Here is a 26,791-nt window from a genome sequence, read left to right on the forward strand (position 1 = left end):
CGAGAAGGAGCTGGACCGGTCGTCGGCCGCGATGCGCGGGCCGGAGACCGGCCCCCCGCCTTGTCGTCCGTGCGGTGAGCACACGGTCGGGCTGGTGCAAAGGGCCTCCCGGGCGGACGGCCCCTGTGCCGTCCGCTGAGATACGACACCCGTGGTTCGGGTGTCGACCTGCTTGGGTTATGCCCTCGAACTCCCGCGGCCATGCCCCGGGGGGACACGGCTCCCTGGTGAACTCTTTGTTACTCCCACCCCAAACGGGGTACCCGGTTCCGTTTACCGGCCGTGCCGGACCGCGCCCGGGTGGCGCCACCGGGGGCCTCCGCACCCCGGAACCACGGGGTCCGGAGCCGTCGTGGCGCCGTTCTCAGCCGCCGAAGCGGCGGTGCCGGGCCGCGTAGTCGCGCAGCGCGCGCAGGAAGTCGACCTTGCGGAAGGCCGGCCAGAAGACCTCGCAGAAGTAGTACTCGGAGTGGGCCGTCTGCCAGAGCATGAATCCGGACAGCCGCTGCTCGCCGCTGGTGCGGATGACGAGGTCGGGGTCGGGCTGGGCGCGGGTGTAGAGGTGCCGGCCGATCATGTCGACGTCGACGGACTCGGCGATCTCCTCCAGCGAGGTGCCCCTGTCGGCGGCCTCGTGGAGCATTGAGCGCACGGCGTCGGCGATCTCCTGGCGTCCGCCGTAGCCGATGGCGACGTTGACCACTATTCCGTCGACCTCGGCGGTGGTCTCCTCCGCCTCCTTGAGGACGGTCTGCATCTGCTGCGGCAGCAGGTCGGGCGTACCGACGTGGTGCACGCGCCAGCGGCCGTCGGAGCCGAGGGAGCGGACGACGTCCTCGATGATGCCGAGCAGCGGGACCAGTTCCTCCGCGGGCCGGTCGAAGTTGTCCGTCGACAGCAGCCAGAGGGTGACGACCTGGACGTCCGTCTCGGTGCACCAGCCGAGGAACTCCTCTATCTTGGCGGCGCCCGCCAGGTGCCCCTGGGCTGCGGTGGACCCGGCGGCCTTCGCCCAGCGCCGGTTCCCGTCCATGATGACGCCGATGTGCTTGGGCACCTGGTCGTGGTCCAGGTGGCCTTCCACGCGGCGTGCGTACAACCTGACCAGGAGGCCGCGCAGCTTGTCGCGCAGGTTCACGTGATCGTCAGCCCCTCCGTATGGAACGGACAGACACGGCCTCGGGCGGTTCTGTGTCCGCGCGGCGGTCCTGTCCGGATGGCGTTCCCCGTCGGCGCAGCCTACCCCTCACCCCGCGCGCTCCCCCAAAACGCGGTGCGCCGGGGGCCGGTGGCAGCGCGGAGACGCCGCGCGCGGGAGGGGGACGGGACGGAAGGGGATGTGGTGCGCGGGCGGGGGGAGAACGGAGGCCGTGCGCCCGGCCCGCGCGCGGGCACAAAAAACGGGCCGGTCCGTGGGGGGGGAGACGGACCGGCCCGAGGGGGGGTCTCCACCATAACCCTTTGTGAGGGATGCCGCGTGCATTGCCGTCAAACAACTACTCTCCGCAGTCGTTCGGCAACGGCGCGACGGTCGTCAGGAAGCGGTAACACGGCCTGTCCGTGGCTTGTTCGCGGCGTTCTGGGCCCCTGGGAGGGCTCCGCCCGAATCACCCGTTCGGCTGGTCCGCGCCGCGGGCCGCCGGTTCCCGGTGCGGGCCGCGGCGGCACGTCCGCCCGCGGCCCGGTGGTCGCACGCGCCCCATGAGGCCCGACGGCCGCTTCCGGGCCGCCACCCGCGTCCGGGCGGCACGCCTTCACCGGCAGGCGCCGCACCGCGCAGCCCCCTCCACTGCGCGGTGCGATCCGCATGGCTTTGCTCACGCGAATTACCTGGGCCTGAACTTACGCGAGTGGGCACCCCGACGGGAAGCGTCTGCGATAACGATGCGGAAACCTCGTGAAGAAGCGGCGGAGATCCGTGAGCGTATGCGCGTTTCGCCCCGGTGTGCGACCGGAGGTTTCCGGCCGCGGACGAACGCCCGTCCCAGGGTGCCGCCAACACCCCTGTCGAGGTACGGCAGTTGTACGCGTTTGCCGTACTACGTCTCAGCCGAGCGGCTTGCGGGCCTCGACGAGTTGGCGGGCGCTGTACGCGACGAACGGGCCGTCGGTCTCCATCCGCCCGTGCAGGGACCGGAGTTGGGGTTCGTAGTCCGCCACCGTGAAGTCCGGGACCATCCAGATCACCTTGCGCAGGAAGTGGACGACGGCGCCGATGTCGTGGAACTCCACGCGCAGCCGCTCGGGGCGCAGCCCCACGACCTCCAGCCCCGCGGACTCGGCGGCGGCCCTCTCGCGTTCCGGCGAGCGGGCGGTGCGGCTCTCCTCGGGCTGCGGGCCGAGGAAGTACTCGACGAGTTCGTAGACGCTGGCCGGACCCACGTGCTGGGCGAAGTACGTGCCGCCCGGCCGCAGGACGCGGGCGATCTCGCGCCAGTCGGGCGCCACCGGGTGCCGGCTCGTCACGAGGTCGAAGGCGCCGTCGGCGAACGGCAGCGGCGCGCCCTCCGGCACGGCCACCACCGCCACGCCGCGCGGGGCCAGCAGCGCCGTGGCGCGGGCGGCGTTCGGTGCCCAGCCCTCGGTGGCGACGAGCACGGGCGGACGGCGCACGGCCCGGCCGAGCGCGAAGTCGAGCACCTCGCCGCCACCGGTCTGCACGTCGAGCGCGGCCCGCGCACCGGCCAGCCGCCCGGCCAGCGAGGTCGCGTAACCCCACGAGGGCCGCTCCTCCGTGGCACGGCCCTCGAACCAGGAGAAGTCCCAGCCGTCGGTGGGCTCGGCGGCCCCCTCGGCGACGAGTTCGCCGTAGGAGGCGCTGCGACGCCGGGAGCCGGGGGCGCGGTCGGGGCCGGGGGCGCGGTCGGGGCTCATGGGGTGATCGTCGCAGCGCGTGTCAGTGGCGGCCACTACTTTTCGCCCATGACCGACTCCACGCCCGCACCAGGGTCCGCGCCCCTCCCCGCTCCCCCGTCGCCCGCGGGCATGCCGTACGCGGGCGGGGAGAAGGAGACACTGCTCGCGAGCCTGCGCCGGCACCGGGACGCGGCGCTGTGGAAGCTGGAGGGCCTGGACGACGAGCAGTTGCGCCGCCCGATGACGCCCTCGGGAACCAGCCTGCTCGGGCTGGTGAAGCACCTCGCGTCGGCGGAGTACGGCTGGTTCGTGGAGTCCTTCGGCCGGGAGGCCGAGCCGCTGTGGTTCGACCCGTACGAGGGCGAGGACATGCGCGCGGACCAGGGGGAGACCACGGCGCAGATCGTGGAGTTCTACGGACGCGCCAACGCGGCGGCCGACCGGGTGATCGCCGAACTGGACCTGGCGGACCTGGGCCGCCCGGCGTGGCGCGACCAGTACGTGACGCTGCGCTGGGTGCTGGTCCACATGATCGAGGACACGGCCCGGCACGTGGGGCACATGGACATCCTGCGGGAGTACCTCGACGGCGCGACGGGGGTCGTGCGGCCGGGGTGAGGGAACGGCTCCGCCGGCAGCAGGTGCATGGCCCCTGCACGAATGTTCCCGGGGTCGGGCAGACTGTCCGGCATGGACGACAACGGCATCGCGGCGATATTCCAACAGGCAGGCTGTACGGGCACGTTGTGCGTGCGGTCACTGGACGACGGTGCGGAGGTGGCCTTCCGTGCGGACGAGCCCGCCGTGTCGGCTTCCGTGGTCAAGGTGCAGGTTGCCCTGGAGGTGGAGTCCCGGATCGCCCGCGGGCTGCTCGACCCGCGCCGGCCGGTGCGGGTGGGCGCCGACGACCGCACGCCCGGCCCGACCGGCATCTCGCTCTTCGACGACGACGCCGTAGTCTCCCTGCGGGACCTGGTCGTCCTGATGCTCAGCATCAGCGACAACGCCGCGACGGACGTGCTGGTGCGGGAGGTCGGCGTCGACACCCTCAACGCGAGCGCCGCCCGGCTCGGGCTGCGGGGCACGGTGGTGGTCTCCGACATCCGGCAGCTGGTGGACTCCGTCGGCGAGGACATCGGGTTCGGCGACTGGGCCGAAGCCACCGCCTGGGCCGCGCAGGCGTCACCCGACCAACTCGCCGACGCGGACGAGCGGTTGATGAACTCCCGCGCCCTCGACCCGAGCCGTGCCACCCGCACCACCGCACGCGACATGGTGGACCTGCTGGACCTGGTGTGGTCCGACCGGGCGGGTCCCCCGGCCGCCTGCGCGCGCGTACGGGACGTGCTGGCACGGCAGTTGACCCGGCACCGCATCGCGAGCGGCTTCCGGCCGCCGGTGCGGGTGGCCGCGAAGAGCGGCAGCCTGATGGGCGTGGTCCGCAACGAGGTCGGGGTCGTCACCTTCCCCGACCGACGCCGTTACGCCGCCGCCGTGTTCACCCGGACCCGGCCCGGCGCGGACGACGGCGCGGTCAGCCGTGCGATCGGCACGGCGACGGCGCGGGCGGTCGCCGCGCTGCGCGGCGCCGAGGACGGGGCGGGTGGCCGGGCGGCCGGGTGAACCGGCAAGCGCTGAGGGGCCGTTCAGCTCCGGTCGGCGGCGCGCGCGTGGCGCGTCATCACGACGCCGTTGCCGAACCGGTGGGTCCCGACCAGGCGCAGTGACGCCGGCATGCCGGTGGACGTGCGCGGGAACAACGGGGTGCCGCCGCCGACGAGCACCGGGTGCACGTAGATCCGGAACTCGTCCACGAGGTCGTGCTCCAGGAACGAGGCGGCCACTCCGGCACCGCTCAGCGCGAGATCCCCGCCGGGGCCGGCGGTCAGGGCCCTGACCTCGTCGGGGACGACCTCCCGCACGACCGTGGTGTTCCAGTCCGCGTGGTCCAGGGTCCGCGAGTAGACGATCTTCGGGGTGTCGCGCCAGATCGCGGCGAACTCGGCGGTGACCGCTTCGGCCCCCGGGTCCTCGTCGGCCGTCGGCCAGAAGTCCGCCATCAGCTCCCAGGTGACCCGCCCGCTCAGGAAGGCGCCCATCTGCCGGAGTTCGTCGTTGAAGTGCCGGTGCAGTTCCTCGTCGACCCGGTGCCAGCCGATGTCCTGGCCGGGGCCCTCGATGTAACCGTCCAGGGACACCGAGCTCCACAGAACGACCTTGCGCACGGCCGTCACCCCTTCTCTCCCGCGATGGCCGGCCACGCTGCCGGTGCCCGGGTCCCGCGCCCTGCCGCGGCACGTCGTTCACCGTCCCACGGAGCGGCGCCGCCGCACAGGGTGGCGCGCCGGGGGTCAGGACACGGCGAGGGCGCCGAGCAGCAGGCCCGTGAACGTGCCCGCGATCATGAAAGGGCCCATCGGGATGGGGGTCTTGCGGCCCGCCCGGCGCAGGATCAGCAGGCCCACCCCGTACACGGCCCCGAACAGCACGCCGGCGAAGCCACCGGTGACCAGGACCGCCCAGCCGTACCAGCCGAGGGCGACACCGAGCCCGAGGGCGACCTTGACGTCGCCGGGGCCCATGCCGGCCGGGTTGATCCAGTGCAGCACCAAGTAGGCGGCGCACAGGGCGAGTCCGCCGAGCAGCGCGATCGGCCACGAGCCGCCGTCGCCGGGCAGCAGGGCCGCGACACCGAGCAGGGCCGCGGTCGCGACGGCCAGCGGCAGCGTCAGGACGTCGGGCAGCCGGTGCACCCGCAGATCGACGAGCGCGAGCAGCACGGCGACGGGGGCCGCGGACAGCCAGACGGCGAGTTCGGGGCGGGCGCCCGTCGCGGCGGCGAGCGCGGCGCAGACCAGCGCGGTCACCGCCGCGACGGTGACCGTGCGCGGACCGTACGGCGGGCACGCGGTGCCGTCCGCGCCGCCGGGGCAGCGGGCCAGGCCGAGCCAGCCGCCGAACGCCCCGGTGAGCGGGTGCCCGGCGGGACACCGGGCGGCCCAGGGCTCCTCGGGCTCCACGGAGAAGCGGTACGCGGCCCGGGGCAGCAGCAGACCGGTTCCGGCGCCCCACAGGACGGCCACGACGACGAGAAGTAGGCGCACGCCGGGACCCTAGTGCGGATGGGGCGCGTGGGACATGGGTCCGGGGACCCATGTGGGGCCTACTCCCTTGTGGATACGGTCGGTTGACCCGGAACGGGCACAACTCGGCCGGGTGGAGCGGGGTGGACGGCGGGCGCGCGGGCACTGCATGGGTGGGGCGGTCGCGGGTGTGACGGCGTGCGGCGCGGTCGCCCCGCGGAGCGGTTCCCGTGTGCGGGACGGACGATGCCGTGACGGAGCGGCGGGACAGGGGAGGTGGCCCGGATGGGGCGCTGGCGGGACGGGCGGGGAAAGCTGATCGTGCACGCGAACGGAGCCGCGAGCCCGGTCACCGGGGCGGGCGGGACGGGCGCGGACGAGGCTCCGGTGACGGTGCCGCTGGAGATCGCGACGTCCTACCGGGCCCGCACGAAGGGCCTGTTGGGGCGTGACGCGGTGGACGGGGCGATGCTGCTGTCCCCGGCGAGCAGCGTGCACACCTTCCGCATGCGCATCCCCATCGATGTCGCCTATCTGGACCGGCACTTCACGGTCACCGCGGTCCGCACGATGAGGCCCGGCCGCCTGGGGCTTCCCCGGCTGCGCGCGCGGCACGTCCTGGAGGCCGAGGCCGGCGCCATGGCGGGGTGGGGTCTGCGGCCGGGGGCACGGGTGACGGTGGAGTCGTAGCCGCCGCGACCGCCCGCCTGGCGGTCAACCGGCGGGGCCTGCCCAGGAGTTCGCGAACACGGCACGCCGGCACGCTCACGTGGCCGGCGTGCCGTGTTCGCTCTCCCAGCGGCGCAGGTCTCCCGCACCGCCGACCTTGATGCCCATGGTCCACGTCGGGTCGAGGAACAGCGTGCGCCGTCCGTCCAGTTCGAGGGCGAGGCACGTTACACGGGCGGAATCCTGCCGCGGGCGCGCCCGCAGCAGGCGAACGCCGGTGCAGGGGCGGCTGATCCGCCCCTCGCCCCAGAGCTGGTCCCCCAGGGAAGCGATCGCGATCTCGTCACCCTCCTCCTCGAACTCCGTGTAAGGAAAGACCCCGTCCAGCGAGGGGCGGTCGACGAGGCGGGGTTCCAAGTGGTCGTACTGGCCCGCCGATTCGAGTCGCAGGCACCCCTCGTCGAACTGAAGGAAGACGACCATGGTCAGCGGCACGAAGCGGGTGAACCCCCCGTCCCGGTCGATGTGACCGGGCATCAGGACGTCCACGAGAGGCCGTTGCCGGAGCACGGCCTCGACCTCGCTCCACGGAGTCGGCACGCCCGTCCCGTCCCCCGCGGCCGACCGCGGCGTCCCGGCGGGCGGCCGGTCGGGCTCGTTCGTGCCGGTCATGCCGTGGTGCCCTCCCTCGTGGCCCCGGCGTTCAGAACTTGCCGGAGTGGTCCGCGGTGCGGTGGCCCAGTTGGCGCTGGAGACGGGCGAGGAAGCCGATGGCGAGCGGGGGCCAGCCCCAGAAGTCGAAGGCCAGGGCGCCGAGGACGAAGTCGGAGTCGAAGGTCCACTCCAGGACGGAGATCGGCGTGCGGCAGGAGGGGCAGACGACCGTGCCCTCGCCCGTCGCCCGCCACTGCGCGATCGCCTCGCGGAACGGGCGCCACGCCCCCTCGTCCGGCTCGAACCGTGCCGGGTAGTTGATGATCACCTGCTTGATGCCGCACCGCGCGCAGGTCGCCGACGACGCGGTGTCCTCGCCCTGCCCGCCCACGTAGTAGTTGCGGCCGGTCATGACGGCCACCGGGCCGGGCAGCCACGACGGGTCGGGGGAACCGGCCGCCGCGGTGCGCCAGGCGGGCCCGGGAAGGTACCCCTCGTTCGCGGTCGGGCTGTAGACACCGTCGCCGGAGATCTCGCGCGTGATCACCCCCTCGCCGACCAGCCAGTCCACGGCACGCACGGCGAGCGGGCCCGCCTCGCGGGCGCCGACCTCGACGTCGACGATCCGCTGGAAGAAGTCGCCCATGGCGGAGTTCCTTTCCGGTTCCGGGTGGGGCCCTCGATCGGTTTCGTACGCTTCCGTCCTCAGCCTGTCACCCGGGACGGCAATCCCCGGGCGACTTCGCAACTACCGCACCCCCGCGGGCGTCACAGCCGCGGACGACCGCGGCCGAGGCCCCCGGGCGCGGTCCGCCGCCGTCACAGCTTCGCGCGCAGCGGCTCCTGCGGGCGGCGTTCCAGGGCGCCGCAGTCGGTGAGGTCCTGGTGGGCGGTCACGACGGTCGCCGTGGACGGCGGCCCGCCCGGTGCGGCGGCGAGATCGAGGACGACGCCGTCGTGGTCGGCGGCCAGGCGGCGGCCCGGGAAGGACGCGGGCACCAGGGCCGCGCGGTGTGCCGAGAGGAACACCGCCCAGCCCGCGCGCGGTGAGCTGGGCCGCAGCCCGTACGCCCGCTTGACCTCGCCGAACACCTCGCGGTCGTAGGTCAGTCCGGTGTCCGCGTCCCACGCGCCGGCTGCCGCCGCGAGGGTCTCGGGGAGGTGGTCGGCGAGCGGCGGCGGAACGTCCTGGGTGCCGGGGGGCGCCACGAGGTCCAGGACCGCGTGGAAGGGGCTGACCTCGTCCTCCCCGCCCGCCCGGACCCGTACCCGCACCTGGCCCCCCGCCGGGTGCGCGCCCACGACCTGGCCGGTCCAGCCGATGAGGTCGGCGTCGTCCTGCGGGTTGGCCGCGACCAGCGCCTCGGCGAAGTCGGCCTTCCCGGACGGCAGTTGACCGCCCGGCGCCTCCTCGCTGTCGACGTCCCAGCGCCAGTCGAGACGCGCCCCGGCCAGCCGGTCAAGCCGGCCCAGGAGGTCGAGCCAGCGGCCGGCCTGCGCGAGCGGGGTCTCGGGCCTCGGGCCCCAGTACACGGCGACCGTCAGGGTGCCCATGGTGCTTACTCCCGTTCTGGTTCGGTCAACTCGGAGTCGTACGGCAGGCTCCAGTGTCGCAGCGGCCTCCGCGCGCCGCCGTCACTTCTTCCACGGCGTGTACTTGACGGTGACGTCGACGCCCGCGTCCTCGAACGCCTTCTCCGCCGCCTCCTTCGTCGCCTCGTTGGAGAAGTTCCACTCGACGGTCTTGCCGTTGGCGGCGCGGAGTTGACGCTGGGCCTGCTCGACGAACTTCTTCGCCGTCGCCGGTTCCAGGGTGCCGTCCGGGCGCACCTTGTTGCTGTAGCCGAACTTCGCCTCCACGTAGGTGTTCCGCGACTGGTCCCAGCCGTCGAAGTCCACGTCCCGGCCCGTCTTCGGGTCCTTGACCGCGTACTCCTTGCCGCGCTTCACCATGGAGACCTGCTCCTGGTAGCGCATCCAGCTTTCCATCCTCGGCCCGTACGCCACGGCCTTCTTGGCCTTCCACGCGCCGTCGCCGCCGGCCTTCGTGCCCGCCCTCGGGTTCTTCAGGTCCTTGTACCAGGACGGCTTCTTCCACTTGGCGACCGCCTTGCGGCCGGCCTCCCGCTGGGCCTCCTTGTCGGCCTTCGCCGCCTCGTCGGCCTTCTTGCGGGCCTCCTCCGCCGCCGCCTTGTCCGCGGGGTCACACCCCTCGCCCTCCGCGAGGACCACGTACGGGGCGCCGCCCGCCGCGAGCACGGTGGTACCGGTGCCGGAGCCGCCGAGGACCGTTGCCGGAGGCGCGGGCCGGCCGCCTGGGCCGTCCTTGCCGTCGCCACCGGCGTACGGGACCCGGCGAACCGGGGCGGAGATCGTGCAGCCCGACTCGCGTGCCTTCTTCTCGGCCTCGTCGGCCGCAGCGTCCGCGTCCTTGGCCGCCTTGTCCGCGGCCTTGACGTCTCCGGCCTTCGCGGCCTTCTTCGCGTCGTCGGCCGCCTCGGCGGCCTTCTCGGCGAGCTTGCCGAGTTTGCCCAACTTGCCGAGTTTGCCGAGCTCCCCGACCTCCTTGACGACCTTCGCGCCGTCCACGCCGGGGATGAACAGGGAGCCGATGTTCCACAGGACGTGCGCCCCGGCGCGGGTCTTGTCGCCGTTCTTCCACTGGTCGGCGACGTCGTCACCGATGAACATGTCGAACAGGACCGTGCCGCCGGTCTTCAGCGAGGCACCGCCCCAGTCGGTCAGCGCGTCCCAGTAGTGACCGTCGGACCACTTCTTGCCGGCGTCCTTGGAGTTCTTCATCCAGTCGCTGCCGAGCTGCTGGCCGTACTTGCCGATCCCCTTGACGGTGTCGATGGGGTGGCGGCCCATGTCGTAGATGCCCTTGACGTCCCCCCAGACCCCGTCCACACCGAGGCCCTGACCGGCCTCCTTGACCTGGTGGCCGGCGCAGCCGAAGAAGGCGCCGAAGCCGGAGAAGCAGCCCTTGTCCTTCTTGTCGTCCTTGGGCGCGGCGGTGTCGACGGGCGGCTCGTCGTCGCCCCAGCCGGGTTCGTTCTGGGCGGCGTCGTCCTTGTCGGCGTCGGTGTCGTCGGAGTAGTCGGTGTAGTCGTCGCCGGGGGAGGTGGTGCCTCCGGCTGTGGTGCCGCCGGTCGTGCCGGAGGTGGCGCCGGTCGTGCCTGCGGTGCCGGCGGTCGTGCCTGCGGTGCCGGCGGTCGTGCTGCCGGTCGTGCCCGAGTCGCCGCCGGTCGTGCCGGAGGTGCCGCCGGTCGTGCCGGAGGTGCCCGAGTCGCCTGTTGTTCCTGTGCTGCCTGTGCTGCCTGTGCTGCCTGCTGTCGAGCCGCCTGTGCCGCCTGTGGTTGAGCCGCCTGTGCTGCCCGTGCCTCCGGTCGTCGTGTTGCCCGTGGTGCCGGTGCTGCCGTCCGTGGTGCCGGTGCTGCCGTTCGCGCCGGTCGTCCCGGCCGTGCCCGTGGTGCCCGCCGTCGTACCGCCCGCGTCGGTGCCCCCGGCCGTGATGCCGCCCGCCGTCGTACCGCCCGTGTCCGTGCCGGGTTCGCGGCCGTCGCCCTTCTTGTCGCCGCCCGCGTTCACGTCGGTGGCCGGGGCGGGGCAGGCACTGCCGGTGACCTTGCAGACCTCGGCCTGGATGCCGCCGTAGATCTGGGTGCCGAGGCCGCTGAGCAGCATCGCGAGGATGATCGCCGCGACGACGGCGACCAGGCCGGCGTACTCGACCGCCGTCTGCCCGCCGTCCCTGCGCCAGCGGATCATCCGTGACACGGAGAACGGGCGCCGTTCCTGCCGGTCCCTCTCCCGCAGGCGGAACCACGCGCGGCTCTCGGGGCGGCGCAGGAAGTACAGGATCAGGATGGGCAGGAAGAGCTGGGTGAAACCGTGCCGCGATCCGTCGACGAGGTTCGACACCGCGCCGATCAGGAACCAGATCTGCACGGCGACCAGCGCCGCCAGGATCCTCGGCCCGCCCTCCCAGGCACGGCGGGCCAGCCACCAGCCGAGAGATCCGGGCAGCAGGGCGTACGCGACGACCGCCAGCGAACGGCCGTCGAGTGCGTCGTACGACGTGTAGGTCAGCAGCAGCCCCAGGGCGCCCACGATCGTGAACGCGAACAGCACGTGCACCAGGACCAGTGCGGAACCGAGCGGGCCCGGCATCTCCCGGCGCCCGTCGTTCGCGGGCGGCTCGCCGAACCCGGCCCCGGCTCCCGCCGTTCCCCCGACAAACGCCACAGCTCCCCCTCAACGCGCCCCGTGCGAGGGCGCGTTCATCCGCATCGATGCCCCTGCGCCCGAGGCTAGGGACGACTCGTGCGGCGGGGATGGGCCCGAGGACCCAAAACGGCACCCAAAGTCGGCGGGTACGCCGGGTACGCAACGAGGCCCGGCCACACCGGTGTTGGCGTGGCCGGGCCTCGGCCGGGGCTCGCTCTCCGGCGAGCGGCGGGTCAGCTTTCCGTGCGGGGGAAGGAGACCTCCACCCGGCGGTTCTTCTTGCGGCCCTCTTCCGTGGCGTTGGAGGAGATCGGGTAGTCCTCGCCGTAACCGCGCACCTCGAAGGTGATGCTGGAGTCCTGGAGGTCGCCGTTCAGGACGCCTTGGACGGCGTCGGCACGCTGCTTGGACAGGACGTCGCCGTGGGCGGACGAACCGAGGTTGTCGGTGAAGCCGAACACCCGGACGTGCGTGGCGTTCTGCTTCTTGATCTCCTCGGCGATCGCGTCGATGCGGGACTTGGCCTCGCCGCTCAGCTTGGAGCTGTTCTTGGCGAACAGCACCTCGGCCTGGAGCGCGAACGTCACGTCGGTGTTCGTGTCCTCGCGGCGCTCGTCACCGCCCTCGTCCTCCACGACCGACTTGATGTCCAGCACCTTGGACGCGGCGAGCGTGGCGCCCTCCGGCAGCTTCAGGTCGGGGTCGGTCGGGTCCACCTGGACGGGCGCCGAGGCGGAGGGCGCGGTGCCGGGCGGCTGGCTGGGGTCGTCGTCGGCGTGCGCGGAGACGGCAGCGAAGATGTTCGCGGCGACCATGACGGTGGCGGCGGTGACGATGAGGGCGACACGGGGGGCCGGCGACCGCCGGGCCGCCTCCTGGGGTGGAATCGGGGTGTGGGTCATGGGGGGCCTCATCCGGAGATCTGGATGGAGGCGGTGGAGAAGGTCGGCAGTTGCAGCGTCACGTCCGACGTGCCTGCGGGCGGGGCGGGAAACTGCATGAACACCGGGAGGGTCTGACCCGATTCGACGGTGGAGACACCGACGGTGGTCAGCGGGCGGCCGTCCGTGTCCCTCAAGACGTAATAACGCTTCTTTCCTTTGGAGTCCACCAACGTGGCACCGCCGAAGGAAGGCCCGTGGACGATGATCTCCGTCTCGTCGCCACTGATCTGCGCCGGGATGGCCACGGACTTCGCACCGTCGTTCTTCAGGTCGCCGTTCACGGTCACGAACCCACCCGAATCCCTCTTGGCAGAGGTGATTTGGAGAATCAGCCCGTCCGTTCCCTTGAGCTCGGCCATGGGCTCGGCCGACTGGCCCTCCTGCGGACTCGGGTCAGAACTGTCGTCCTTCGAAGCGGAGGCCGAAGCGCCCGGCGACTTGCCTTCTTCATTGCCGCCGCAACCGGCCGCACCAAGGGCCAAACTGGCCGCAACGCAAACTGCGACCAGGCCACCGCGCGTCCGCGTAGTGAACCGAATGCTCATGACTCCGCTTCCTTCTTTGCTCGTCGCTCGCTGTCAGTCAGCCAGATGAACGTCGAAAAGATCTTCCGGGCTCGGAAGATCGGTCAGGTGCTTCGGATCCAGATCCCAGTTCCCGCCCTTGCACGAAAGGCGCGGGAGAACGTCGTCGCCGGCATCCTCCGCAAGAGGCTTGAACGTGCAGAGCGGCTCGATCACCGCGATGGCGGAAGCCTTGGAATGCTTGCTCGCCGTCGCCGGAACGATCGATTCACCGGCGGACTTGTCGTTCCTCACGGTGACCTTGTACGCCAACAAACCATAGGGCGAACACGCCTCTACGTGGGCATCGTTCTGGGCTGCCAACTGCGAGGCACGCCAGCACGACGGAGCAAGTCCCGCCGCTTCGCCACCGAAGATCTGCCCCCACTGAGTGGGGTCCAGAACGCTCCGTGTCCATTCATCGGCCAGTTGCTTGCGAGTGTCCTGCGCCGCCGCCAGAACCGCCGCGTCCGCTGCCGTCTGAGCACCGTTTCGATTGGCTGCCGCCTGGCCGACTGCCAGATAGGCGAACGCAAGGAAGAGCAGGCCCCCCACCACCGTGATGTAGATGGGGAAGGCCTGCCCTGCGTCACCGAGGGGACGGCGTCGGATCAAGGAGCGACCTTGTTGATCTGCGCCGTGATCTTGGTGAGAATGGTCTGCCCCAGGCTCGTACCCGTGATCGCCAGCACGATCGCCACGACCACCGCGATGATGCCCAGGTACTCGACCGCGGTCTGCCCCCGGTCGCCGCCCCTCTTCTGCACGGCCGCCACCGTGGTGTTCTTCCAGCCGTTCACGCGGACCTTGGTCGCAACGGCGGTCTTCAGCATCAAGTCGCTCATGGGGTTCCCCTCCCGATTCGGCCGACCGCAGCCCGGTTGGCTCGTGAGTCTCCGTGGTGTCGTCCCCGGAACCGGCTTCCTCCATGCCGGTGCCGCTTGCGACAGGAGAAACGTACGGCCGGGCACCCCGGTGGCCAGAGGGTCCCAGGGCCCAATCCAGGGCCCAATCGGAGTCCCAGAACCGGTCCCGGGAAGGGCAGTTGGCCCCCTGGACCGCACGGCGCAACATCACGCTCTCCAGTAACGTCATGCCAGGTCACCCCACCCCTCGGCCCGAACCCGGGGCCGTGCCGAGCCACTTGGCGGCGGCCTCCGAGCGGCTGGTGCTGTGGAGCTTGGCGAAGATGCGGTTGATGTGGTTCTTGACCGTCTTCTCGCTGATGAAGCACGCGGCGGCGATCTGCTGGTTGTTCATCCCGGACGCGATGAGGTCCATGATCTCCGCCTCCCTCGTGCTCAGTAGGAACCGCGACCGGTCGGGAGCGGCCGGCGGGGCAGTCTTCCACTCAGACGTCGACTGTCCCACAGTCGGTTGCAACTGCGAAAGGTTTTCCGACGAATTACTCGAACCGTGACCGTGTCGGTACTCAACAGGCCCATGATCAGCGACCTGTTGAGGCTGCTGATGTAGCCTTGCCCCGAACCCCTGGTCGTGTGCAATCGCATCGTACGGTGACGTCCCCAACCCCTCCGGCAGCGTCGCGCCCACCGGATCGGTGATCGTTCGGCCCTGCCGGAGTTCGGCCAGCAGGGCGCCCGCCGCGGTCGGGGTGAAGTGGGCCCTGCCCTGCTTGATGTCCCGTACGGCGTCGACCAGTTGGTCGGCGGTGAACTCGCCGTGGACCAGGTAGCCGCCCGCGCCGCGGCGCAGCGCCTCGTGGACTATCTCCGACTCGCGGCTGTAGGTCAGCATGACCACCGGGGCGATCCGTACCAGGTACGGCAGGGCGGAGATGCCGTCGACGCCCGGCATCCGGACGTCCAACAGCACGACGTCCGGGCGGTGTTGGTAGGCCGCCTCGTAGGCCTGGCGGCCGTCGACGGCCTCCGCGACCACCGTGATGTCGGCCCGCCCGGAGAGCAGCGCCGTGAGGCCGGCGCGGACCACCGGGTTGTCGTCCGCCACGACCACACGCAGCGGTGCCACGGGCGCGGGCGGCGGGAACCCCTCGAACGGATTGTGCGGTTGCGGCCGCGGAGGGCCGGTGTTCGGTGTCTGGTCCGGCATCGGGCGGCCTCCTCTCGGATGGGATGGGGACGTACGGGACGCGCCGCTCACGCTGTGGCGGCCGGGATCGTCAGGGCGGCGACGGGCAGTTCCAGGCGGACCTCGGTGCCCGTCGGGTGCGCTCCGCGGCCGATGCGGATGCGGGCGCCGACCGAGGCCGCCCGCTCGACCATGCCGACCAGGCCGAAGTGGCCCGTGCGGCGCAGCTGTTCGAGGCTGGTGCCGTCCGGCAGGCCGCGCCCGTCGTCGTGCACGCTGATGCGCAGCAGGTCGCCGTGCACCCCCGCGCGCACGTCGACGCGGCTGGGACCCGCGTGCCGGTGGGCGTTCTCCATGGCCTCCGTCGCGATGGTGAGGAGCTGGCGGGCCACGGCGGGCGGCACGGGCGGCACCGCGTGCTCGCCGGTCGGCCGGTACGTCGCCGGCATGCCGGTGCGCTTGCTGAAGTCGCGTGTCCTGGCGGCGAGTTCGACCAAGACGTCGGTGCCGTGCGTGGGATCGGACTCCCGGCGCAGGTCCGCCAGGATCTCGCGGGACTCCGCGGCCGCCCGGCGCGCCGACCGGGCGACCAGGTCGGCCTGCTGCCTCACCAGCCCCGCGTCCATGTGCTCGGCGCCGGCCGAGCCGACCAGCCCGTCCGCCGCGAGGGCCACCCCGTGCAGGGTTTTCGCGACGGAGTCGTGCATCTCCCGTGCCAGGCGGGCGCGTTCGGCGCTGACCGCCTCCGTGACGGCCAGCCGTGCCTGCATCTCGGTGAGGGCCTGGGTGGCGCTGCCGAAGCGGAGCATCAGGCCGCGCAGGTTCACGCCCACGGCGCCCGCGACCAGGCACAGCCCCGGCAGCAGGAACGCCTGCGGCGTGTGGTCGTGCAGCGACTTCTCCGACGCGGTGACCACGACCAGGATCAGCGACTGGAGCGAGGCGAACACGGCCGCGCCGCGCCAGCCGTAGACGAGGCCCGCCAGCAGCGGCGTGCACACGCTCACGTACGCCAGGGTGCTGTCGGGGCCCGCCGCGACCAGCAGCAGCGAGCCGAAGAGGGTGTCGACCGCGAGCAGGGTGGGGTGGCGCAGCAGCAGCGGCCCGAAGCGCTCCCAGTCGCGGAACAGCGCGTACGACACCATGAAGGTGACGACGACCGCCGCGCCGACGAGTTGCGTCGCCAGTCCCGGCGCGGCGTTGACCAGCGCGGACGGCGCGGCCAGCGCGATCATCGCCAGCCGGAAGCCGAAGACCTGGCGGCACATCGCCTGGAGCGCGCTGACCTGGATCGGGAGGGCCGGGCCCGGACCGGCGCCGGTGTCGCTCCGGGTGCCGGACCCGCTGTCCGCCGGTTCCGCCGCTTCGGGCGCGGGGCGGGCGTGACGGCCCCGGGACGGGGCGCGCCGCTTCCGGCCGGCTCCGGGGCCGGCGGGCTCCGGCGCGGGCCCGTAGGGCTGCCGCGGGTACGGCTGCGGCTTGTACGGCTGCGGCAGCAGCGCGGCGGACGCGTCCCCGGGCGCTCCCCCGGAGTCGGGCTCCTCCCGCGGGGCTGCCGGCAGTTCCAGCGGCGGGCGCGCGGCGCCCGCCCGGGGAGCAGGAGGGGCAGCACTACCCGCACCGCCCGTGCCGCTGTCCCGTACGGCAGGGGGCAGGGCCGGGGCGGGGGCCTGGCTCGTGGGACGGCGGGCCGGCGGGTGCCCGCGGTCCGCGGGGCGCGGACCGGCGTCGGCGGGCGGCGGTACCGCCTTGATCCGCGGCTCGACGGCCGGTGACAACGCGGCGGCGGACCACGGCTCCGGAGCCGGGCGGGTGGGGGAGACAGCGGGCCCGGAAGGGGAGTTCGAGGTGTCGCGGCCCGAGTGCTCGTCGGGGGCCGGGACGTCCCGGCCGCCGGCGGGGCCCGCACCGCCCCGCGCGGCGGGATCGTCCTGCCACCGTTCGCCGGTCTCCTCCGGTGCCCGGGGGCGCCGCTCGGCCCTCGCGGGGAGCCGCCTGAAGCGCACGGTGCGGTCCGGCTCCGTCGCCGGGTCCGCCAGGTCCGCCGCGCCGTCGCCGCCGGGCGCGCCCAAAGCCGGGCGGGACGGCCCCGGGCCGCCCTCCGGCAGGGCGGGCGCGGGCCCGCGCGGAACCGGGCGGGGCACCGCGTCCTGTGTCCCACCGTCGTCCGCGTGCCCCGCCCAGTCCCCCGTGCGGGGATCCGCGCCCGGCGGCGGGGCGGGCAGGGGCGCGTCCGCCGGGACCCAGCCGGGCGGCAGCGCCGGGGTCGCCGACGTGACGGGGATGTCCGGGGCGCCGGTACGGACGTGCTCCGGCAGGACCGTACCCGCGGGCGGGGTTGTGATCTCGGGGCTCTTGGGGCGGCGTCGCAGCAGCCCCGGTCTGTCCTTGCTCGTCGCCATGTCCGTCTCCGTACCGTCTAGCCGGTCACCGAGCTGAAGTCGCTGCCGGAACCGAGCAGCAGACCTGCCCCGAGGAGGATCAAGGTGGCAGGCACCATGAAGGTCGTGATCATCAACGTGGCCCTGGGTACCGCGCGGGCCGCCTTGCGCCGGGCGTTCTGGGCGTCGGTGCGGCGCATGTCCTTGGCGAGCGAGACCAGCGTGTCGACGATCGGCGCGCCCAGCTCCTCGCCCTGCTGAAGTGCCGTGACAAACATGGCCACTTGCTCGGAGTCGTTGCGGCGGCGCAGCTCTCCGAACGCCTGGCGCCGGCTCATTCCGAGGTCCATCTGCCGCAGGGTGATGCGGAGTTCGTCGGCCCAGGGGCCCTCGTACTTGGAGGCGACCCGGTCCAGCGCCTGCCGGAAGCCGAGTCCGGCGCTGACCACGACGGCGAGGACGTCGAGGAAGTCCGGCAGGGTCCGTTCGATGACGTCCTTGCGGATGCGGATCGCCGACCAGATGCCGACCTCCGTCCAGAACGCGCCGAACGCGAACAGGATCAGCGCGACGAAGAAGCTGCCCCGCATCAGCATCACCACGCCGCCCACACCACCGAGGGCCCCGTAGACGGCCCGGCGGGCCGCGTAGCGGTCGATGGTCAGACCTCCCGGGTTGCCCGCGAGGTCGATCTTGCGGCGGTACTTGGCGACCTGTTTGGGGCCCATCAGGCGCAGCACGGTCGGTGCGTAGCGCATGCCGAGGCGGTCGACGAGGGAGTCGACGGCCCCGGTGCGGGTGGAGCCGACCTCCAGCGCGAGCGCGAGGTCGCCGGGGAGTTTCGTCTCCGCCCGGTACATGCGGATGCCGGCGAAGATGCCCCAGACACTGAGGCCGACGACGAGGGCGAGCAGCAGAGCCATGGAAATCCGGTCTCCTTCCGGCTCAGACGTCGATGCGGGACATGCGGCGGATGAGGACGAACCCGATCGCGTAGAGCGAGAAGGCGATGATGACGGCGCCCTGCCCGAGCGGGGACCCCGTCATCCGTTCCAGGGCGCCCTCCTTGACACCGTTCATCAGGAAGAGGGCGCCGACGCCCAGGACGGGGACCGCGTAGGACGTCATGCTGACCTGCGAGAGCTGGGTGCGGACCTCGCGCCGGGTCTCCTTGCGCTCCTCCAGGGTCTCGGTGAGGTTGCGCAGGGCGCCGACGACCTGGCCGCCGGCGCGGCTGGAGAGCACCAGTGTGGTGACCAGGACGACGAGTTCGCGGGACGGCAGGCGCCGTGCCAGTTCGCCGAGCGCGTCGTCCATCGAGGCGCCGACCGCCAGTTGGTTGGCCACCTTCCCCAACTCCTCGCCCGCGGGGGCCTCCAGCTCCTCGGCCGCCATGCCGATGGAGGTGCGCAGTGCCAGACCGGCCTGCGTCGCGTTGGCCAGGATCCGGGCCAGTTCGGGGAGTTGGTTGATGAACTTCTCGATGCGCCGCTGCCGCTGCCAGTTGAGGAACTGAAGTGCCGCCCAGATGCCCAGCAGTCCGGCGATCGGCCCGAAGAACGGTGCCAGGGTGGCCTGCCCGATCAGCCAGAGGGCGGCGACGACGGCCAGCATGTAGACGAAGAACTCGCCCGGTGTGACGTCCAGTCCCGTGGCGATCAGTCGCAGTTCGAGCTTCTTGCCCAGGTTCGTGCGCCGCAGGCGCCGGTCGAGGTTGGGGAAGCGGCGCCGCCTGCCCGTCATGGGGATCTGGCCGGTGGCCGACAGCCGGTCGACCAGTGCCTGCCGCTGTGCCTTGCCGGTGGAGTAGGCATGCAGGCCCAGGACGGCGAAGATGCAGGTCAGCAGGGTGATGCCGGTGGTGAGCGTGACAAGTGTCTGCAGTTCCATGGGGTCGGGTCCTACCTGGCTTCTCGGGTGGTGAGCTCGTCTGCGGACTGGGCGACACCGAACGCCTGCGGGATGGGCTGGCTCGCCATGTAGAGCCGTTCGGCCGTGCGGCGGGTGAGCGGGAAGTACTGGAAGCCGCCGTAGATGCGGCCGTCGGAGGCCATGGGCCGGGCGTCGAAGCGGGCGACCGTGGCCAGGCGGTACGGCTCGCTGCCGTGGCTGTCCAGGAGCGCGATCTCGGTGATGCGGCGGGCGCCGTCGGCGAAGCGGGTGAGCTGGACGATGACGTCGATGGCGCTGTTGATCTGGTCGTGCAGCGCCACGAACGGGATCTCGACGTCGGACATGGAGGCCAGCGTCTGGAGCCGCATCAGGGCGTCCTCCGCGCTGTTGGCGTGCACCGTGGCGAGCGAGCCGTCGTGACCCGTCGACATCGCCTGGAGCATGTCGAGCGACTCGCCGCCGCGGACCTCACCGACCACGATGCGGTCGGGCCGCATGCGCAGCGAGTTGCGGACCAGGTCGCGGATGCTGATCTGGCCCTTGCCCTCCACGTTGGGCGGCCGGGCCTCCAGCCGGATCACGTGGCTCTGCTGGAGCTGGAGTTCGGCGGAGTCCTCGATGGTGATGATGCGCTCGCCGCCGGGGATCAGCCCGGACAGCGCGTTGAGCAGCGTCGTCTTGCCGGTGCCCGTGGCCCCCGAGACGATGACGTTGAACTTCGCCTGCACCAGGCCCGCGAGCAGGAACAGCATGTGCTCGTCGAGGGAGCCGAGGCCGATCATCTCCTGGAGCGTGAAGGAGCGCGGGAAGCGGCGGATGGTGAGCGTGGCGCCCGTGAGGGAGAGCGGCGGGATGATCACGTTGACGCGCTCGCCGGACGGCAGTCGGGCGTCGACCATCGGGTTCGACTCGTCCACCCGCCTGTTGACCGTCGAGACGATGCGCTCGATGGTCTGCATCAGCTGGTCGTGGGAGGGGAAGCGCAGGGGCAACTGCTCGACCCTGCCGCCCCGTTCGACGAAGATCGCGTCCGGGCCGTTGACCATGATCTCGGTGATCGACGCGTCTTCGAGCAGCGGCTCCAGGATGCCGAGGCCGAGTGCCTCGTCGACCACCCGGCGGATCAGCTGCGAGCGCTCGCCGGTCGACAGGACGGGGCCCTCGCGGCTGATGATGTGCCCGAGGACGCGTTCGAGCCTGGCCCGCCGCTCGGCCGCGGCGAGGGCGCTCATCTCCGCGAGGTCGATCTCCTCCAGGAGCTTGGCCCGGTAGGAGGCGACCATGTGGCCGTCATCACCCCGACTGCCCTGCTCGTCGGGGGAGTTGATGCGTGCCCGCAGGCTCATGGTTCCCGTGCTCCTCGTTCGTGCGTGCTGTCGCGGTCGTCCGGTTCCGTGCGGTCGCGCTGTTCTTCTCGGGTCCCGCGGCGGCCGGTGCGCCGTCGGGGAAGGAGCGGTTCGGGTCAGTGGTCGACCGGCATCGTGGCGGTGGAGCTCACCGGATCGAAGTGCCAGCCGGGGATGATCGAGGGCACGTCGACCGTCGCCGTGACCGTCACCGTGTCGCCCCCGCCCGACCGTGAGAACCCGGCCCCGTCGGCCAGCCAGTCGCTCATCGCGCGGCGGCCGTCCGCCGTGTAGTCGCCGTTCAGCGAGGCGCTGCGCGCGGCCGTGCGGGCGGCGGTGCCGGCCTGCTGGCCGGTGTAGGCGACCAGGCCGATCTGCACTCCCGCCATGGCGACGAGGAGGAGGATCGGGATGAACCCCAGGTATTCGATGGCCACTTGGCCGAGGTCGCGCCCGTGGCGGCGTTCGCGGCGAGGCCCGCCGCGCGTGTCGCCGCGCGTGTCGCCGCGTCTGTCGGCGGGCACCCTGCTCGCGCGGTACCGGTACTCGTGCGCGTGGTGGAAGAGGCTCATGTCAGTTCGTCTCCTCCTCCACCGCGCCCGCGTGCCCGTGGACGGTGAACGGGAAGCCGATGGCGCCGGGGAAGAGCACCGGGACCTTCAGGTCGACCGAGGCCGTGACGTAGCCGTTCGCGGTGCTGCAGCTCACGTTCGCGCCCCCTTTCCACGCGTCGGACAGCTTGTCCGTGCCCGCCTGTTCGCACGCCCCCGCGCGGGCCCCCCGCGTCGCGGCCGTGGCCGCCTCCACCGCCTCGTCGGCAGCATTCCCCGCGAGGGTGAAGGTGTACCCCACCAGGACGAACTGCCACAGCAGCACCAGCGTCAGAATGATCAGTGGCGTCATGCCCAGGAACTCGATGGTGACCTGGCCCCTGTCCCGTGCGGGACCCGTTGCCGCGGCCCGCGGCAGTGCGGCGACCCGCCTCCGTAACCCCGTCGGCCTCATCCCGGCGACCTCCCCGTCCTCCTCGTCACGGCCATCGCATCGTCAACTCCCCCGTCGCACAACCCCGCCCGCCGCCGTGCGCGCATCCTCACCCGCCTCCGCCGCCGCGGCCCCGGAAGCTCATCGAGCCCCGGTCGCCGCGGAATCTGCCGGACTTGCGCGGGGCCTCGGCCGCCTTGACCACGCCGACCTCCGCCGCGAGGGTCCACAGCGCCTGCTTCACCGTGCTCTTCGCGTCCAGTTCGTGGATCCGGCCCGCGTCGACGGCGGCCTGGAGTTCCTTGAAGTTGGCCGGGATCGCGGTGGCCGCCAGGGCAGTCCCGGTGATCCGCTGGATGAGCGGCGGCTGGATCTCCGTACCGCGCGTGTGCCGGTTGACGACGACGGTCGTCTCCTCCGCCTTGCGGACCTGGAGCCGGTCCCACATCCGCACGGTGCGCTTCGCCGCCCGTACGGCGACGACGTCCGGCGTGGTGAACAGCAGTGCCGTCTCGGCCATTTCGACCGCCGCCGCGCTCGCGCCGTTCATCTGGGCGCCGCAGTCGATGACGACGATCTCGTACCGGGAGCGCAGCGCGCTGACGATCTGGCGCGTCGCGCGGTCGGTGACCTCCTCGCCCCGTTCGCCCTCGGCGGGGGCGAGCAGCAGCGCGATCCCGGTGTCGTGGCGGAAGACGGCGTCGGCGAGGACCCGCGGCGAGATGTCGTTGATGCCGGCGAGGTCGACGACGGAGCGCCGGAACTGGATGTCCAGGTACGAGGCGATGTCGCCCGCCTGGAGGTCCATGTCGACCAGTGCCGTACTGTGCCCGGACGCCTGTGCCGCCAGGGCGAGTTGGATGGCGGCGAGGGTCGCACCGACGCCTCCCTTGGCCCCGCTCACCGTGACGACGGTGCCGCCGACGCCGCTGAACACGTCCGCCCCGTGGCCGAGATGGCGTCGTACGCCCACCGACCACTGGGCCACCGCCTGGACGCGGGAGGCGAGTTCCTCGTAGCTGAGCGGGAGGGCGACCAGTCCGCGGGCGCCGGAGTCCATCGCGGCGGCGAACAGCGCGGAGCCCGCGTCGGAGCTGACGAGGATGACGCCGACCGCGGGGAAACGCAGGGCCACCTCGCGGATCAGCTCCAACGCCGGTACGGGGCCGATGCGTTCGTGGACGACCACGACCTCGGGCAGCTCGTCCACCGACTCGGCGGCCAGGCGCGCGAGGGTGTCGATGAGCTGCGTCGAGTCACCGACGGGGCTGACCGGCTCCGCGTCGGGGAGTTGGCTGAGCAGTGTGGTGATCGACCGGACCGCGTCCACGTCGCCGACTGCCGGGAGGATCCTCGTGGGCATGCGGGCCTCTCACTTGTCGTTCGCGAGTTCGTAGGTCCGGTCCTTGTCCGGGACCGTGGTGTCGCTGCCCGGTGCCACCAGGGCGAGGCGTACGCGTTCGGCGAACGACTCGGCGTAGGTGATGCGCTGGGCGTCGATGGTGGACAGCGCGAACGTGATCGGCACGGCGTCCGTCGGCTGCTGCGACTTGTTGTCCGCGTCGGGTTCGAGCGAGGTCAGCTTGCCGACGTCGATGACCTTGGCGTTCGTGACGATGATCTTGGACAGGTCGGGGTCGCCCTCGCGGGCGCCCTCGAAGGTGGCGTAGACGTTGACCGTCGCCCCCGGCGTGATCTTGCCCGCGACGCCCGTCGCCGCGTCGATCATGATCGCGACCTCCTGCTGCCCCGGTTGCAGGGCGGGCTGGTCCACGATCATGTCGGTCTGGAGCAGCGAGCCCTTGCGCAGCGTCGTCACGGCGATCTTGCCCCGGATCTGGGCCAGGTCGGTGACCGCGTTCTCGGACAGCCACCGCTTGGGCATCTGGATCTTCTTGAACTGCCCGGTGCTGAGCGTCGTGTAGGGCGCGACGTTGGTGTTGAGCTGGTACGCGGTGACCTCGGGCCCGACCTTGGACTTGGCGTCGCCGATGACGGACAGCACGCCGGCGAACGCGGCGAGAGCACAGATGACGGACAGCAGCAGGAGTATCACGCCGCGGCGCTGACGGGAGTTCATGAGCCGTACAACCTCTTAGGGGAGAGCGGTCGAGAGGGCGGGTTCCGTGCGGAGGTGCGAGCGGTGCTTGGACGGGCGGGCGGGCGGACGGGCGGACGGGCCGGGAGGCCGGCTCAGGCCGGACGCGACCGACCGCGGCCGCGTCGTGGTGGCTCAGCCGGCGGCACTGTGGTTCTCCAGGACGGGCGGTGTGGCCGAACAGAAGACGCACCGGTCGCCGATGACGTCGATGCCGCACCAGTGGCAGACGCTCTGCCGTACCGAGGTCACCAGCTGGTAGAGGACGGAGAGGTCGGGCAGGTAGGTGCAGAACTCCACGAGCCGTCCCGTGCCCCACCACTCCGCGGACTCGGCGGGCAGCGTCGCCTCCCGCAGCCCCTGCACGTTCCAGGACGGCGCGAGGGTCGCGCTCACCCAGTCCGTGTTGAGCTGACCCTGCGCGTAGAGCATCCAGGTGCCGAACTCCGGCCCGGTGAGCGAGGCTTCGGGGCCGATGCGGGCCAACTGCGGCTCCGGGTGCGCGAGTACGGCGAACTGACTGCCCGGCACCCACGACTTGGCGTGCGACTTGAGGCCGACCGGCACCCGGTCCAGGCGGGTGACGGAGCCGAGGACCGCACCGGCGTGGATGTAGTGGGTCAGCAGCCTGCCCGCCGAGGCGAGCACGCCGGGGCTGAGGTCGCAGGACGCGAGCTGCCTCAACTGCCGTGCCAGCACGGCGATGCCGAGCGGCGGCAGGTCGGGGCGGAAGAGGGCGATGCGGTCGCTCTCCAGGAGCGAGCGCACGGTGTGCAGCCGTCGCTCGACCGCCTCGGGCACGGCCTGCGAGTAGACGACGATCACGTGCCCGTGCTGGTCGATCAGCGTCTGGAACCCGGCCAGCGCGCGTTCCAGCGGCTGCTGGTCCAGATCCTGCAGAACGACAGCGGGCAGTGTTCGCCCGTCCTGCGCCGGCAGGGCCATGTCGGCACCGGTCACGGCAATGGCAGTGGACACGTGCGGCTCCCCCGTTTCACGCCGGTCGGCATTCCCCGGTTGCCTTCGGTACGCCGAGTTGACTTCACTGCGTGACTACCTCAGCACTGTAACCACGCCTCTGTGACCGGTGAACAGCGTTTCTGTAGCTGTGTCGCAACTGTCGGTGCACAAGGCACGTCAAAACGGGGCAGGTTGAGCAATCTCGCACCACTTGATCCCGCGCCCCGTCGCCAAGTCCGCCGTGGCGGCACGCCCTTTGGGCCCGGCCCCGCCCGGACCCGGTCCGCCGGGCCCGCGTCCGCCGGGCAGAGTGGGCCTCCGTTTGGGTCCGCGGACCCACGCCCGCACACCCGCCCGAACCTAGTCTCACCGTCCACACGGACCCACGGAGACACGGACGAGACGGACGGGGGCACGCCGGATGAATCGCGGGGGCATCGCACGGCGGTTGCGGCACGGGTACGGAAGGTGCCTGTCCGACGACCGCGGCGCCACCGGCACCGAGTACCTCGGGATGATCGTGGTCGCCGCCGCCATCGTGACCGGGGTCTCCGCCACGGACGTGGGCCGCCGCGTCCAGAACGGCATCGCGACCGAGATCTGCAAGGTCACCGGTGGCGGCGACTGCGGCGCGGGCGGCCCCGGCCAGGCCGGCAAGGTGCCCACCGACGCCGACTACGAACCAGCGCTGTGCCAGGTCTCGTCGGTGTCCGACAAGGCGGGCAGCAAGACGAAGATCCTGTTCTGGGAGATCGGCAAGGAGTACGGCCTCCAGGAGCAGCACCTGAAGGCGCGCACCGACGTCAACCACGACGGCAAGGTCGACGACCAGGACGAGTTGGTCTACCTGACCTTCACGGACGCCGCGTCGATCGCCGCGAAGAAGAGCTTCACGCCGGGCCTGAAGCTCGGCAAGGTCAGCCCCGACTCGATCGAGCTGGCCGGCGGGATCAAGGTCACCGCGGGCGACACCTGGGTCTTCGAGAGCCCGGCGGAGGCCGCGAAGTTCCGCGAGGACGTCGAGACGCTCCAGTCGTACGAGCAGATGCTGTCGACGCCGGGCGGCGCGGACGCGAGCGTCGGCAACTCCATCCTGTACCTGTTCGGCACCGGGCCGCTGAAGGACGCCGAGGACGCCCAGAAGCGGGTCGAGAAGGAACTCGGCGACAACCGGCAGATCACGTACGGCACGGTCGGCCTGGAGGCGTCGGCGGCCGGGGGCCTGAAGATCTCGGCGGGCGACGAGAAGAAGCTGAGCGCGTCGCTCGGCGGCAACTTCAAGTACGCGCCCGGCGTGACCTGGACCGACAACACGTACAAGAACACCAAGTCGTACACGTACACGTCGTCGATCGAGTACGGCACCGAGGTGGGCTACACCGCCGGTCCGCTCAGCGGGGGTTACGCCGCCTCCACCACCCGGACCGGGACGATCACGGTCACCTACGACAAGACGAGCGGCAAGCTGGTGCGCATCGACATGACGCAGACCGTCGAGGACGGCAACCAGAAGGACAGCGCCAAGGCCGGTGGCGACAACGGCAAGAAGGGCACCGACAAGCGAGGCGGCAGCGCGTCGGTCAAGGGCACCGACACCCCGCGCGGCATCCACATCGAGACCAACTCGCTGGTCCTCGACCCGGGTCCGGACGGCGACGCGGACCGGGCGGTGGCGCAGGACTGGCTCAACGCCGGCAACGAACAGATCGCCAAACCCTGGGACTTCATGTTCGGCGACCACGCCCCCACCCGGCGGCCCGGCGCCGACGACCCCTTCGGCCAGTTGCTCTTCGACAAGGGCCTGTCCAGCCGCATGGAGTACAACGGCCAGGTGGACGCGGCCGAGTACGGCTTCGAGCTGAACCTCGGCGTCAGCCTCGGCCTGTCGGTCAGCACGGAGAAGAAGACCGAGACGCTGTCCGACGCGAAGTTCCTCGGCGCTCCGAACAGCGGCAGCCGCGCGTACGTGCCCTACAGCTACTGCGCGAATTGACCGCCGAATCGGGGAAGAGTCCAGCGGACCGGACCGATCACCGGCCCACGCACACCGAGCACCGAGCACCGAGCACCGAGCACCG

General features: G+C 71.9%; 26 protein-coding genes. 4 read left to right on the forward strand and 22 right to left on the reverse strand.

Annotation, left to right across the window (positions count from 1 at the left end; genetic code table 11):
• Window positions 1-364 precede the first annotated feature (364 nt).
• Both ACFZA0_RS31745 and ACFZA0_RS31750 read right to left on the reverse strand, forming a co-directional pair.
• A complete protein-coding gene (locus tag ACFZA0_RS31745) occupies window positions 365-1,138 on the reverse strand; it encodes an isoprenyl transferase (RefSeq protein ID WP_391023363.1) in 774 nt (257 codons plus the stop codon).
• Window positions 1,139-2,046: 908 nt separating this feature from the next.
• Window positions 2,047-2,874, reverse strand: a complete 828-nt coding sequence (locus ACFZA0_RS31750; protein WP_391023364.1) for a methyltransferase domain-containing protein — start codon at window positions 2,872-2,874, stop codon at window positions 2,047-2,049.
• Between the two features lie 111 nt (window positions 2,875-2,985).
• Between ACFZA0_RS31750 and ACFZA0_RS31755 the strand changes: the two genes are divergently transcribed.
• Both ACFZA0_RS31755 and ACFZA0_RS31760 read left to right on the forward strand, forming a co-directional pair.
• Window positions 2,986-3,474 (forward strand): DinB family protein, encoded by a 489-nt coding sequence (locus ACFZA0_RS31755; RefSeq protein WP_391023502.1) that lies wholly within the window; start codon window positions 2,986-2,988, stop codon window positions 3,472-3,474.
• A 72-nt stretch (window positions 3,475-3,546) separates the two neighbouring features.
• Window positions 3,547-4,479, forward strand: coding sequence for a serine hydrolase (locus ACFZA0_RS31760; RefSeq protein WP_391023366.1), 933 nt, complete (start codon window positions 3,547-3,549; stop codon window positions 4,477-4,479).
• A gap of 23 nt (window positions 4,480-4,502) precedes the next feature.
• On the opposite strand, the gene ACFZA0_RS31765 is transcribed toward ACFZA0_RS31760, so the two are convergent.
• Both ACFZA0_RS31765 and ACFZA0_RS31770 read right to left on the reverse strand, forming a co-directional pair.
• A complete protein-coding gene (locus ACFZA0_RS31765; protein ID WP_391023368.1) occupies window positions 4,503-5,081 on the reverse strand; it encodes a dihydrofolate reductase family protein in 579 nt (192 codons plus the stop codon).
• A gap of 126 nt (window positions 5,082-5,207) precedes the next feature.
• On the reverse strand, window positions 5,208-5,960 hold the full coding sequence (locus ACFZA0_RS31770; RefSeq protein ID WP_391023369.1) for a prepilin peptidase: 753 nt from the start codon (window positions 5,958-5,960) through the stop codon (window positions 5,208-5,210).
• Window positions 5,961-6,224: 264 nt separating this feature from the next.
• Between ACFZA0_RS31770 and ACFZA0_RS31775 the strand changes: the two genes are divergently transcribed.
• Window positions 6,225-6,629, forward strand: a complete 405-nt coding sequence (locus ACFZA0_RS31775; RefSeq protein ID WP_391023371.1) for a DUF192 domain-containing protein — start codon at window positions 6,225-6,227, stop codon at window positions 6,627-6,629.
• 75 nt (window positions 6,630-6,704) lie between these two features.
• Here ACFZA0_RS31775 and ACFZA0_RS31780 read toward each other — a convergent pair whose 3' ends face one another.
• The 18 genes from ACFZA0_RS31780 to ACFZA0_RS31865 all read right to left on the reverse strand — a co-directional run bounded on the left by ACFZA0_RS31780 (window position 6,705) and on the right by ACFZA0_RS31865 (window position 24,698).
• A complete protein-coding gene (locus tag ACFZA0_RS31780; RefSeq protein WP_391023373.1) occupies window positions 6,705-7,280 on the reverse strand; it encodes a hypothetical protein in 576 nt (191 codons plus the stop codon).
• A 31-nt stretch (window positions 7,281-7,311) separates the two neighbouring features.
• Window positions 7,312-7,908 (reverse strand): hypothetical protein, encoded by a 597-nt coding sequence (locus tag ACFZA0_RS31785; protein ID WP_391023375.1) that lies wholly within the window; start codon window positions 7,906-7,908, stop codon window positions 7,312-7,314.
• A gap of 173 nt (window positions 7,909-8,081) precedes the next feature.
• Window positions 8,082-8,816, reverse strand: a complete 735-nt coding sequence (locus ACFZA0_RS31790) for a hypothetical protein (protein WP_391023376.1) — start codon at window positions 8,814-8,816, stop codon at window positions 8,082-8,084.
• An 81-nt stretch (window positions 8,817-8,897) separates the two neighbouring features.
• Window positions 8,898-11,510 carry a Tox-REase-5 domain-containing protein gene (locus ACFZA0_RS31795; protein WP_391023378.1) on the reverse strand — a complete coding sequence of 871 codons (2,613 nt, stop codon included), beginning with the start codon at window positions 11,508-11,510 and terminating at the stop codon, window positions 8,898-8,900.
• A 215-nt stretch (window positions 11,511-11,725) separates the two neighbouring features.
• Window positions 11,726-12,394 carry an OmpA family protein gene (locus ACFZA0_RS31800; RefSeq protein ID WP_391023380.1) on the reverse strand — a complete coding sequence of 223 codons (669 nt, stop codon included), beginning with the start codon at window positions 12,392-12,394 and terminating at the stop codon, window positions 11,726-11,728.
• Window positions 12,395-12,402: 8 nt separating this feature from the next.
• Complete coding sequence (locus ACFZA0_RS31805; protein ID WP_391023382.1) at window positions 12,403-12,981, reverse strand: hypothetical protein; 579 nt, start codon at window positions 12,979-12,981, stop codon at window positions 12,403-12,405.
• Between the two features lie 33 nt (window positions 12,982-13,014).
• Window positions 13,015-13,611, reverse strand: a complete 597-nt coding sequence (locus ACFZA0_RS31810) for a pilus assembly protein TadG-related protein (protein ID WP_391023503.1) — start codon at window positions 13,609-13,611, stop codon at window positions 13,015-13,017.
• On the reverse strand, window positions 13,611-13,844 hold the full coding sequence (locus ACFZA0_RS31815; RefSeq protein WP_391023384.1) for a Flp family type IVb pilin: 234 nt from the start codon (window positions 13,842-13,844) through the stop codon (window positions 13,611-13,613). The genes ACFZA0_RS31810 and ACFZA0_RS31815 overlap by 1 nt, the downstream gene beginning before the upstream one ends.
• Before the next feature lie 256 nt (window positions 13,845-14,100).
• Window positions 14,101-15,072 (reverse strand): response regulator, encoded by a 972-nt coding sequence (locus tag ACFZA0_RS31820; protein ID WP_391023386.1) that lies wholly within the window; start codon window positions 15,070-15,072, stop codon window positions 14,101-14,103.
• Between the two features lie 47 nt (window positions 15,073-15,119).
• Entirely contained in the window at window positions 15,120-16,319 is a 1,200-nt protein-coding gene (locus ACFZA0_RS31825) for a histidine kinase (protein ID WP_391023505.1), read from the reverse strand.
• Window positions 16,320-17,470: 1,151 nt separating this feature from the next.
• On the reverse strand, window positions 17,471-18,355 hold the full coding sequence (locus ACFZA0_RS31830; protein ID WP_391023388.1) for a DUF5936 domain-containing protein: 885 nt from the start codon (window positions 18,353-18,355) through the stop codon (window positions 17,471-17,473).
• A gap of 22 nt (window positions 18,356-18,377) precedes the next feature.
• Window positions 18,378-19,322: a type II secretion system F family protein gene (locus ACFZA0_RS31835; protein ID WP_391023390.1), complete on the reverse strand. Its 945-nt coding sequence runs from the start codon at window positions 19,320-19,322 to the stop codon at window positions 18,378-18,380.
• An 11-nt stretch (window positions 19,323-19,333) separates the two neighbouring features.
• Window positions 19,334-20,671 carry an ATPase, T2SS/T4P/T4SS family gene (locus tag ACFZA0_RS31840; protein ID WP_391023391.1) on the reverse strand — a complete coding sequence of 446 codons (1,338 nt, stop codon included), beginning with the start codon at window positions 20,669-20,671 and terminating at the stop codon, window positions 19,334-19,336.
• Between the two features lie 116 nt (window positions 20,672-20,787).
• Window positions 20,788-21,243, reverse strand: coding sequence for a TadE/TadG family type IV pilus assembly protein (locus ACFZA0_RS31845; protein WP_391023393.1), 456 nt, complete (start codon window positions 21,241-21,243; stop codon window positions 20,788-20,790).
• 1 nt (window position 21,244) lies between these two features.
• Window positions 21,245-21,574 carry a pilus assembly protein gene (locus tag ACFZA0_RS31850; protein WP_391023395.1) on the reverse strand — a complete coding sequence of 110 codons (330 nt, stop codon included), beginning with the start codon at window positions 21,572-21,574 and terminating at the stop codon, window positions 21,245-21,247.
• Window positions 21,575-21,764: 190 nt separating this feature from the next.
• Window positions 21,765-23,018, reverse strand: a complete 1,254-nt coding sequence (locus tag ACFZA0_RS31855; protein WP_391023397.1) for an AAA family ATPase — start codon at window positions 23,016-23,018, stop codon at window positions 21,765-21,767.
• 9 nt (window positions 23,019-23,027) lie between these two features.
• Window positions 23,028-23,735: a Flp pilus assembly protein CpaB gene (cpaB, locus tag ACFZA0_RS31860; RefSeq protein ID WP_391023399.1), complete on the reverse strand. Its 708-nt coding sequence runs from the start codon at window positions 23,733-23,735 to the stop codon at window positions 23,028-23,030.
• Window positions 23,736-23,888: 153 nt separating this feature from the next.
• Complete coding sequence (locus tag ACFZA0_RS31865) at window positions 23,889-24,698, reverse strand: hypothetical protein (protein ID WP_391023506.1); 810 nt, start codon at window positions 24,696-24,698, stop codon at window positions 23,889-23,891.
• 436 nt (window positions 24,699-25,134) lie between these two features.
• Here ACFZA0_RS31865 and ACFZA0_RS31870 point away from each other — a divergent pair, with 436 nt between their 5' ends.
• Window positions 25,135-26,706: a hypothetical protein gene (locus tag ACFZA0_RS31870; RefSeq protein ID WP_391023401.1), complete on the forward strand. Its 1,572-nt coding sequence runs from the start codon at window positions 25,135-25,137 to the stop codon at window positions 26,704-26,706.
• The last annotated feature ends 85 nt before the right edge of the window (window positions 26,707-26,791 follow it).

It is taken from the genome of Streptomyces sp. NPDC008150 (assembly GCF_042956945.1).
In the GTDB taxonomy this organism is placed as follows: Bacteria; Actinomycetota; Actinomycetes; order Streptomycetales; family Streptomycetaceae; genus Streptomyces.

Bases quoted from the DNA above. Each gene is read 5' to 3' on its own strand.
- ACFZA0_RS31820 (WP_391023386.1), bottom strand. From the start codon at position 15,072: ATGCCGGACCAGACACCGAACACCGGCCCTCCGCGGCCGCAACCGCAC.
- ACFZA0_RS31750 (WP_391023364.1), bottom strand. From the start codon at position 2,874: ATGAGCCCCGACCGCGCCCCCGGCCCCGACCGCGCCCCCGGCTCCCGG.
- ACFZA0_RS31775 (WP_391023371.1), top strand. From the start codon at position 6,225: ATGGGGCGCTGGCGGGACGGGCGGGGAAAGCTGATCGTGCACGCGAAC.
- ACFZA0_RS31855 (WP_391023397.1), bottom strand. From the start codon at position 23,018: ATGCCCACGAGGATCCTCCCGGCAGTCGGCGACGTGGACGCGGTCCGG.
- ACFZA0_RS31780 (WP_391023373.1), bottom strand. From the start codon at position 7,280: ATGACCGGCACGAACGAGCCCGACCGGCCGCCCGCCGGGACGCCGCGG.
- ACFZA0_RS31755 (WP_391023502.1), top strand. From the start codon at position 2,986: ATGCCGTACGCGGGCGGGGAGAAGGAGACACTGCTCGCGAGCCTGCGC.
- ACFZA0_RS31835 (WP_391023390.1), bottom strand. From the start codon at position 19,322: ATGGAACTGCAGACACTTGTCACGCTCACCACCGGCATCACCCTGCTG.
- ACFZA0_RS31845 (WP_391023393.1), bottom strand. From the start codon at position 21,243: ATGAGCCTCTTCCACCACGCGCACGAGTACCGGTACCGCGCGAGCAGG.
- ACFZA0_RS31790 (WP_391023376.1), bottom strand. From the start codon at position 8,816: ATGGGCACCCTGACGGTCGCCGTGTACTGGGGCCCGAGGCCCGAGACC.
- ACFZA0_RS31840 (WP_391023391.1), bottom strand. From the start codon at position 20,671: ATGAGCCTGCGGGCACGCATCAACTCCCCCGACGAGCAGGGCAGTCGG.
- ACFZA0_RS31870 (WP_391023401.1), top strand. From the start codon at position 25,135: ATGAATCGCGGGGGCATCGCACGGCGGTTGCGGCACGGGTACGGAAGG.
- ACFZA0_RS31815 (WP_391023384.1), bottom strand. From the start codon at position 13,844: ATGAGCGACTTGATGCTGAAGACCGCCGTTGCGACCAAGGTCCGCGTG.
- ACFZA0_RS31865 (WP_391023506.1), bottom strand. From the start codon at position 24,698: ATGGCCCTGCCGGCGCAGGACGGGCGAACACTGCCCGCTGTCGTTCTG.
- cpaB (WP_391023399.1), bottom strand. From the start codon at position 23,735: ATGAACTCCCGTCAGCGCCGCGGCGTGATACTCCTGCTGCTGTCCGTC.
- ACFZA0_RS31800 (WP_391023380.1), bottom strand. From the start codon at position 12,394: ATGACCCACACCCCGATTCCACCCCAGGAGGCGGCCCGGCGGTCGCCG.
- ACFZA0_RS31785 (WP_391023375.1), bottom strand. From the start codon at position 7,908: ATGGGCGACTTCTTCCAGCGGATCGTCGACGTCGAGGTCGGCGCCCGC.
- ACFZA0_RS31825 (WP_391023505.1), bottom strand. From the start codon at position 16,319: ATGTGCCGCCAGGTCTTCGGCTTCCGGCTGGCGATGATCGCGCTGGCC.
- ACFZA0_RS31805 (WP_391023382.1), bottom strand. From the start codon at position 12,981: ATGAGCATTCGGTTCACTACGCGGACGCGCGGTGGCCTGGTCGCAGTT.
- ACFZA0_RS31850 (WP_391023395.1), bottom strand. From the start codon at position 21,574: ATGACGCCACTGATCATTCTGACGCTGGTGCTGCTGTGGCAGTTCGTC.
- ACFZA0_RS31760 (WP_391023366.1), top strand. From the start codon at position 3,547: ATGGACGACAACGGCATCGCGGCGATATTCCAACAGGCAGGCTGTACG.
- ACFZA0_RS31830 (WP_391023388.1), bottom strand. From the start codon at position 18,355: ATGGCTCTGCTGCTCGCCCTCGTCGTCGGCCTCAGTGTCTGGGGCATC.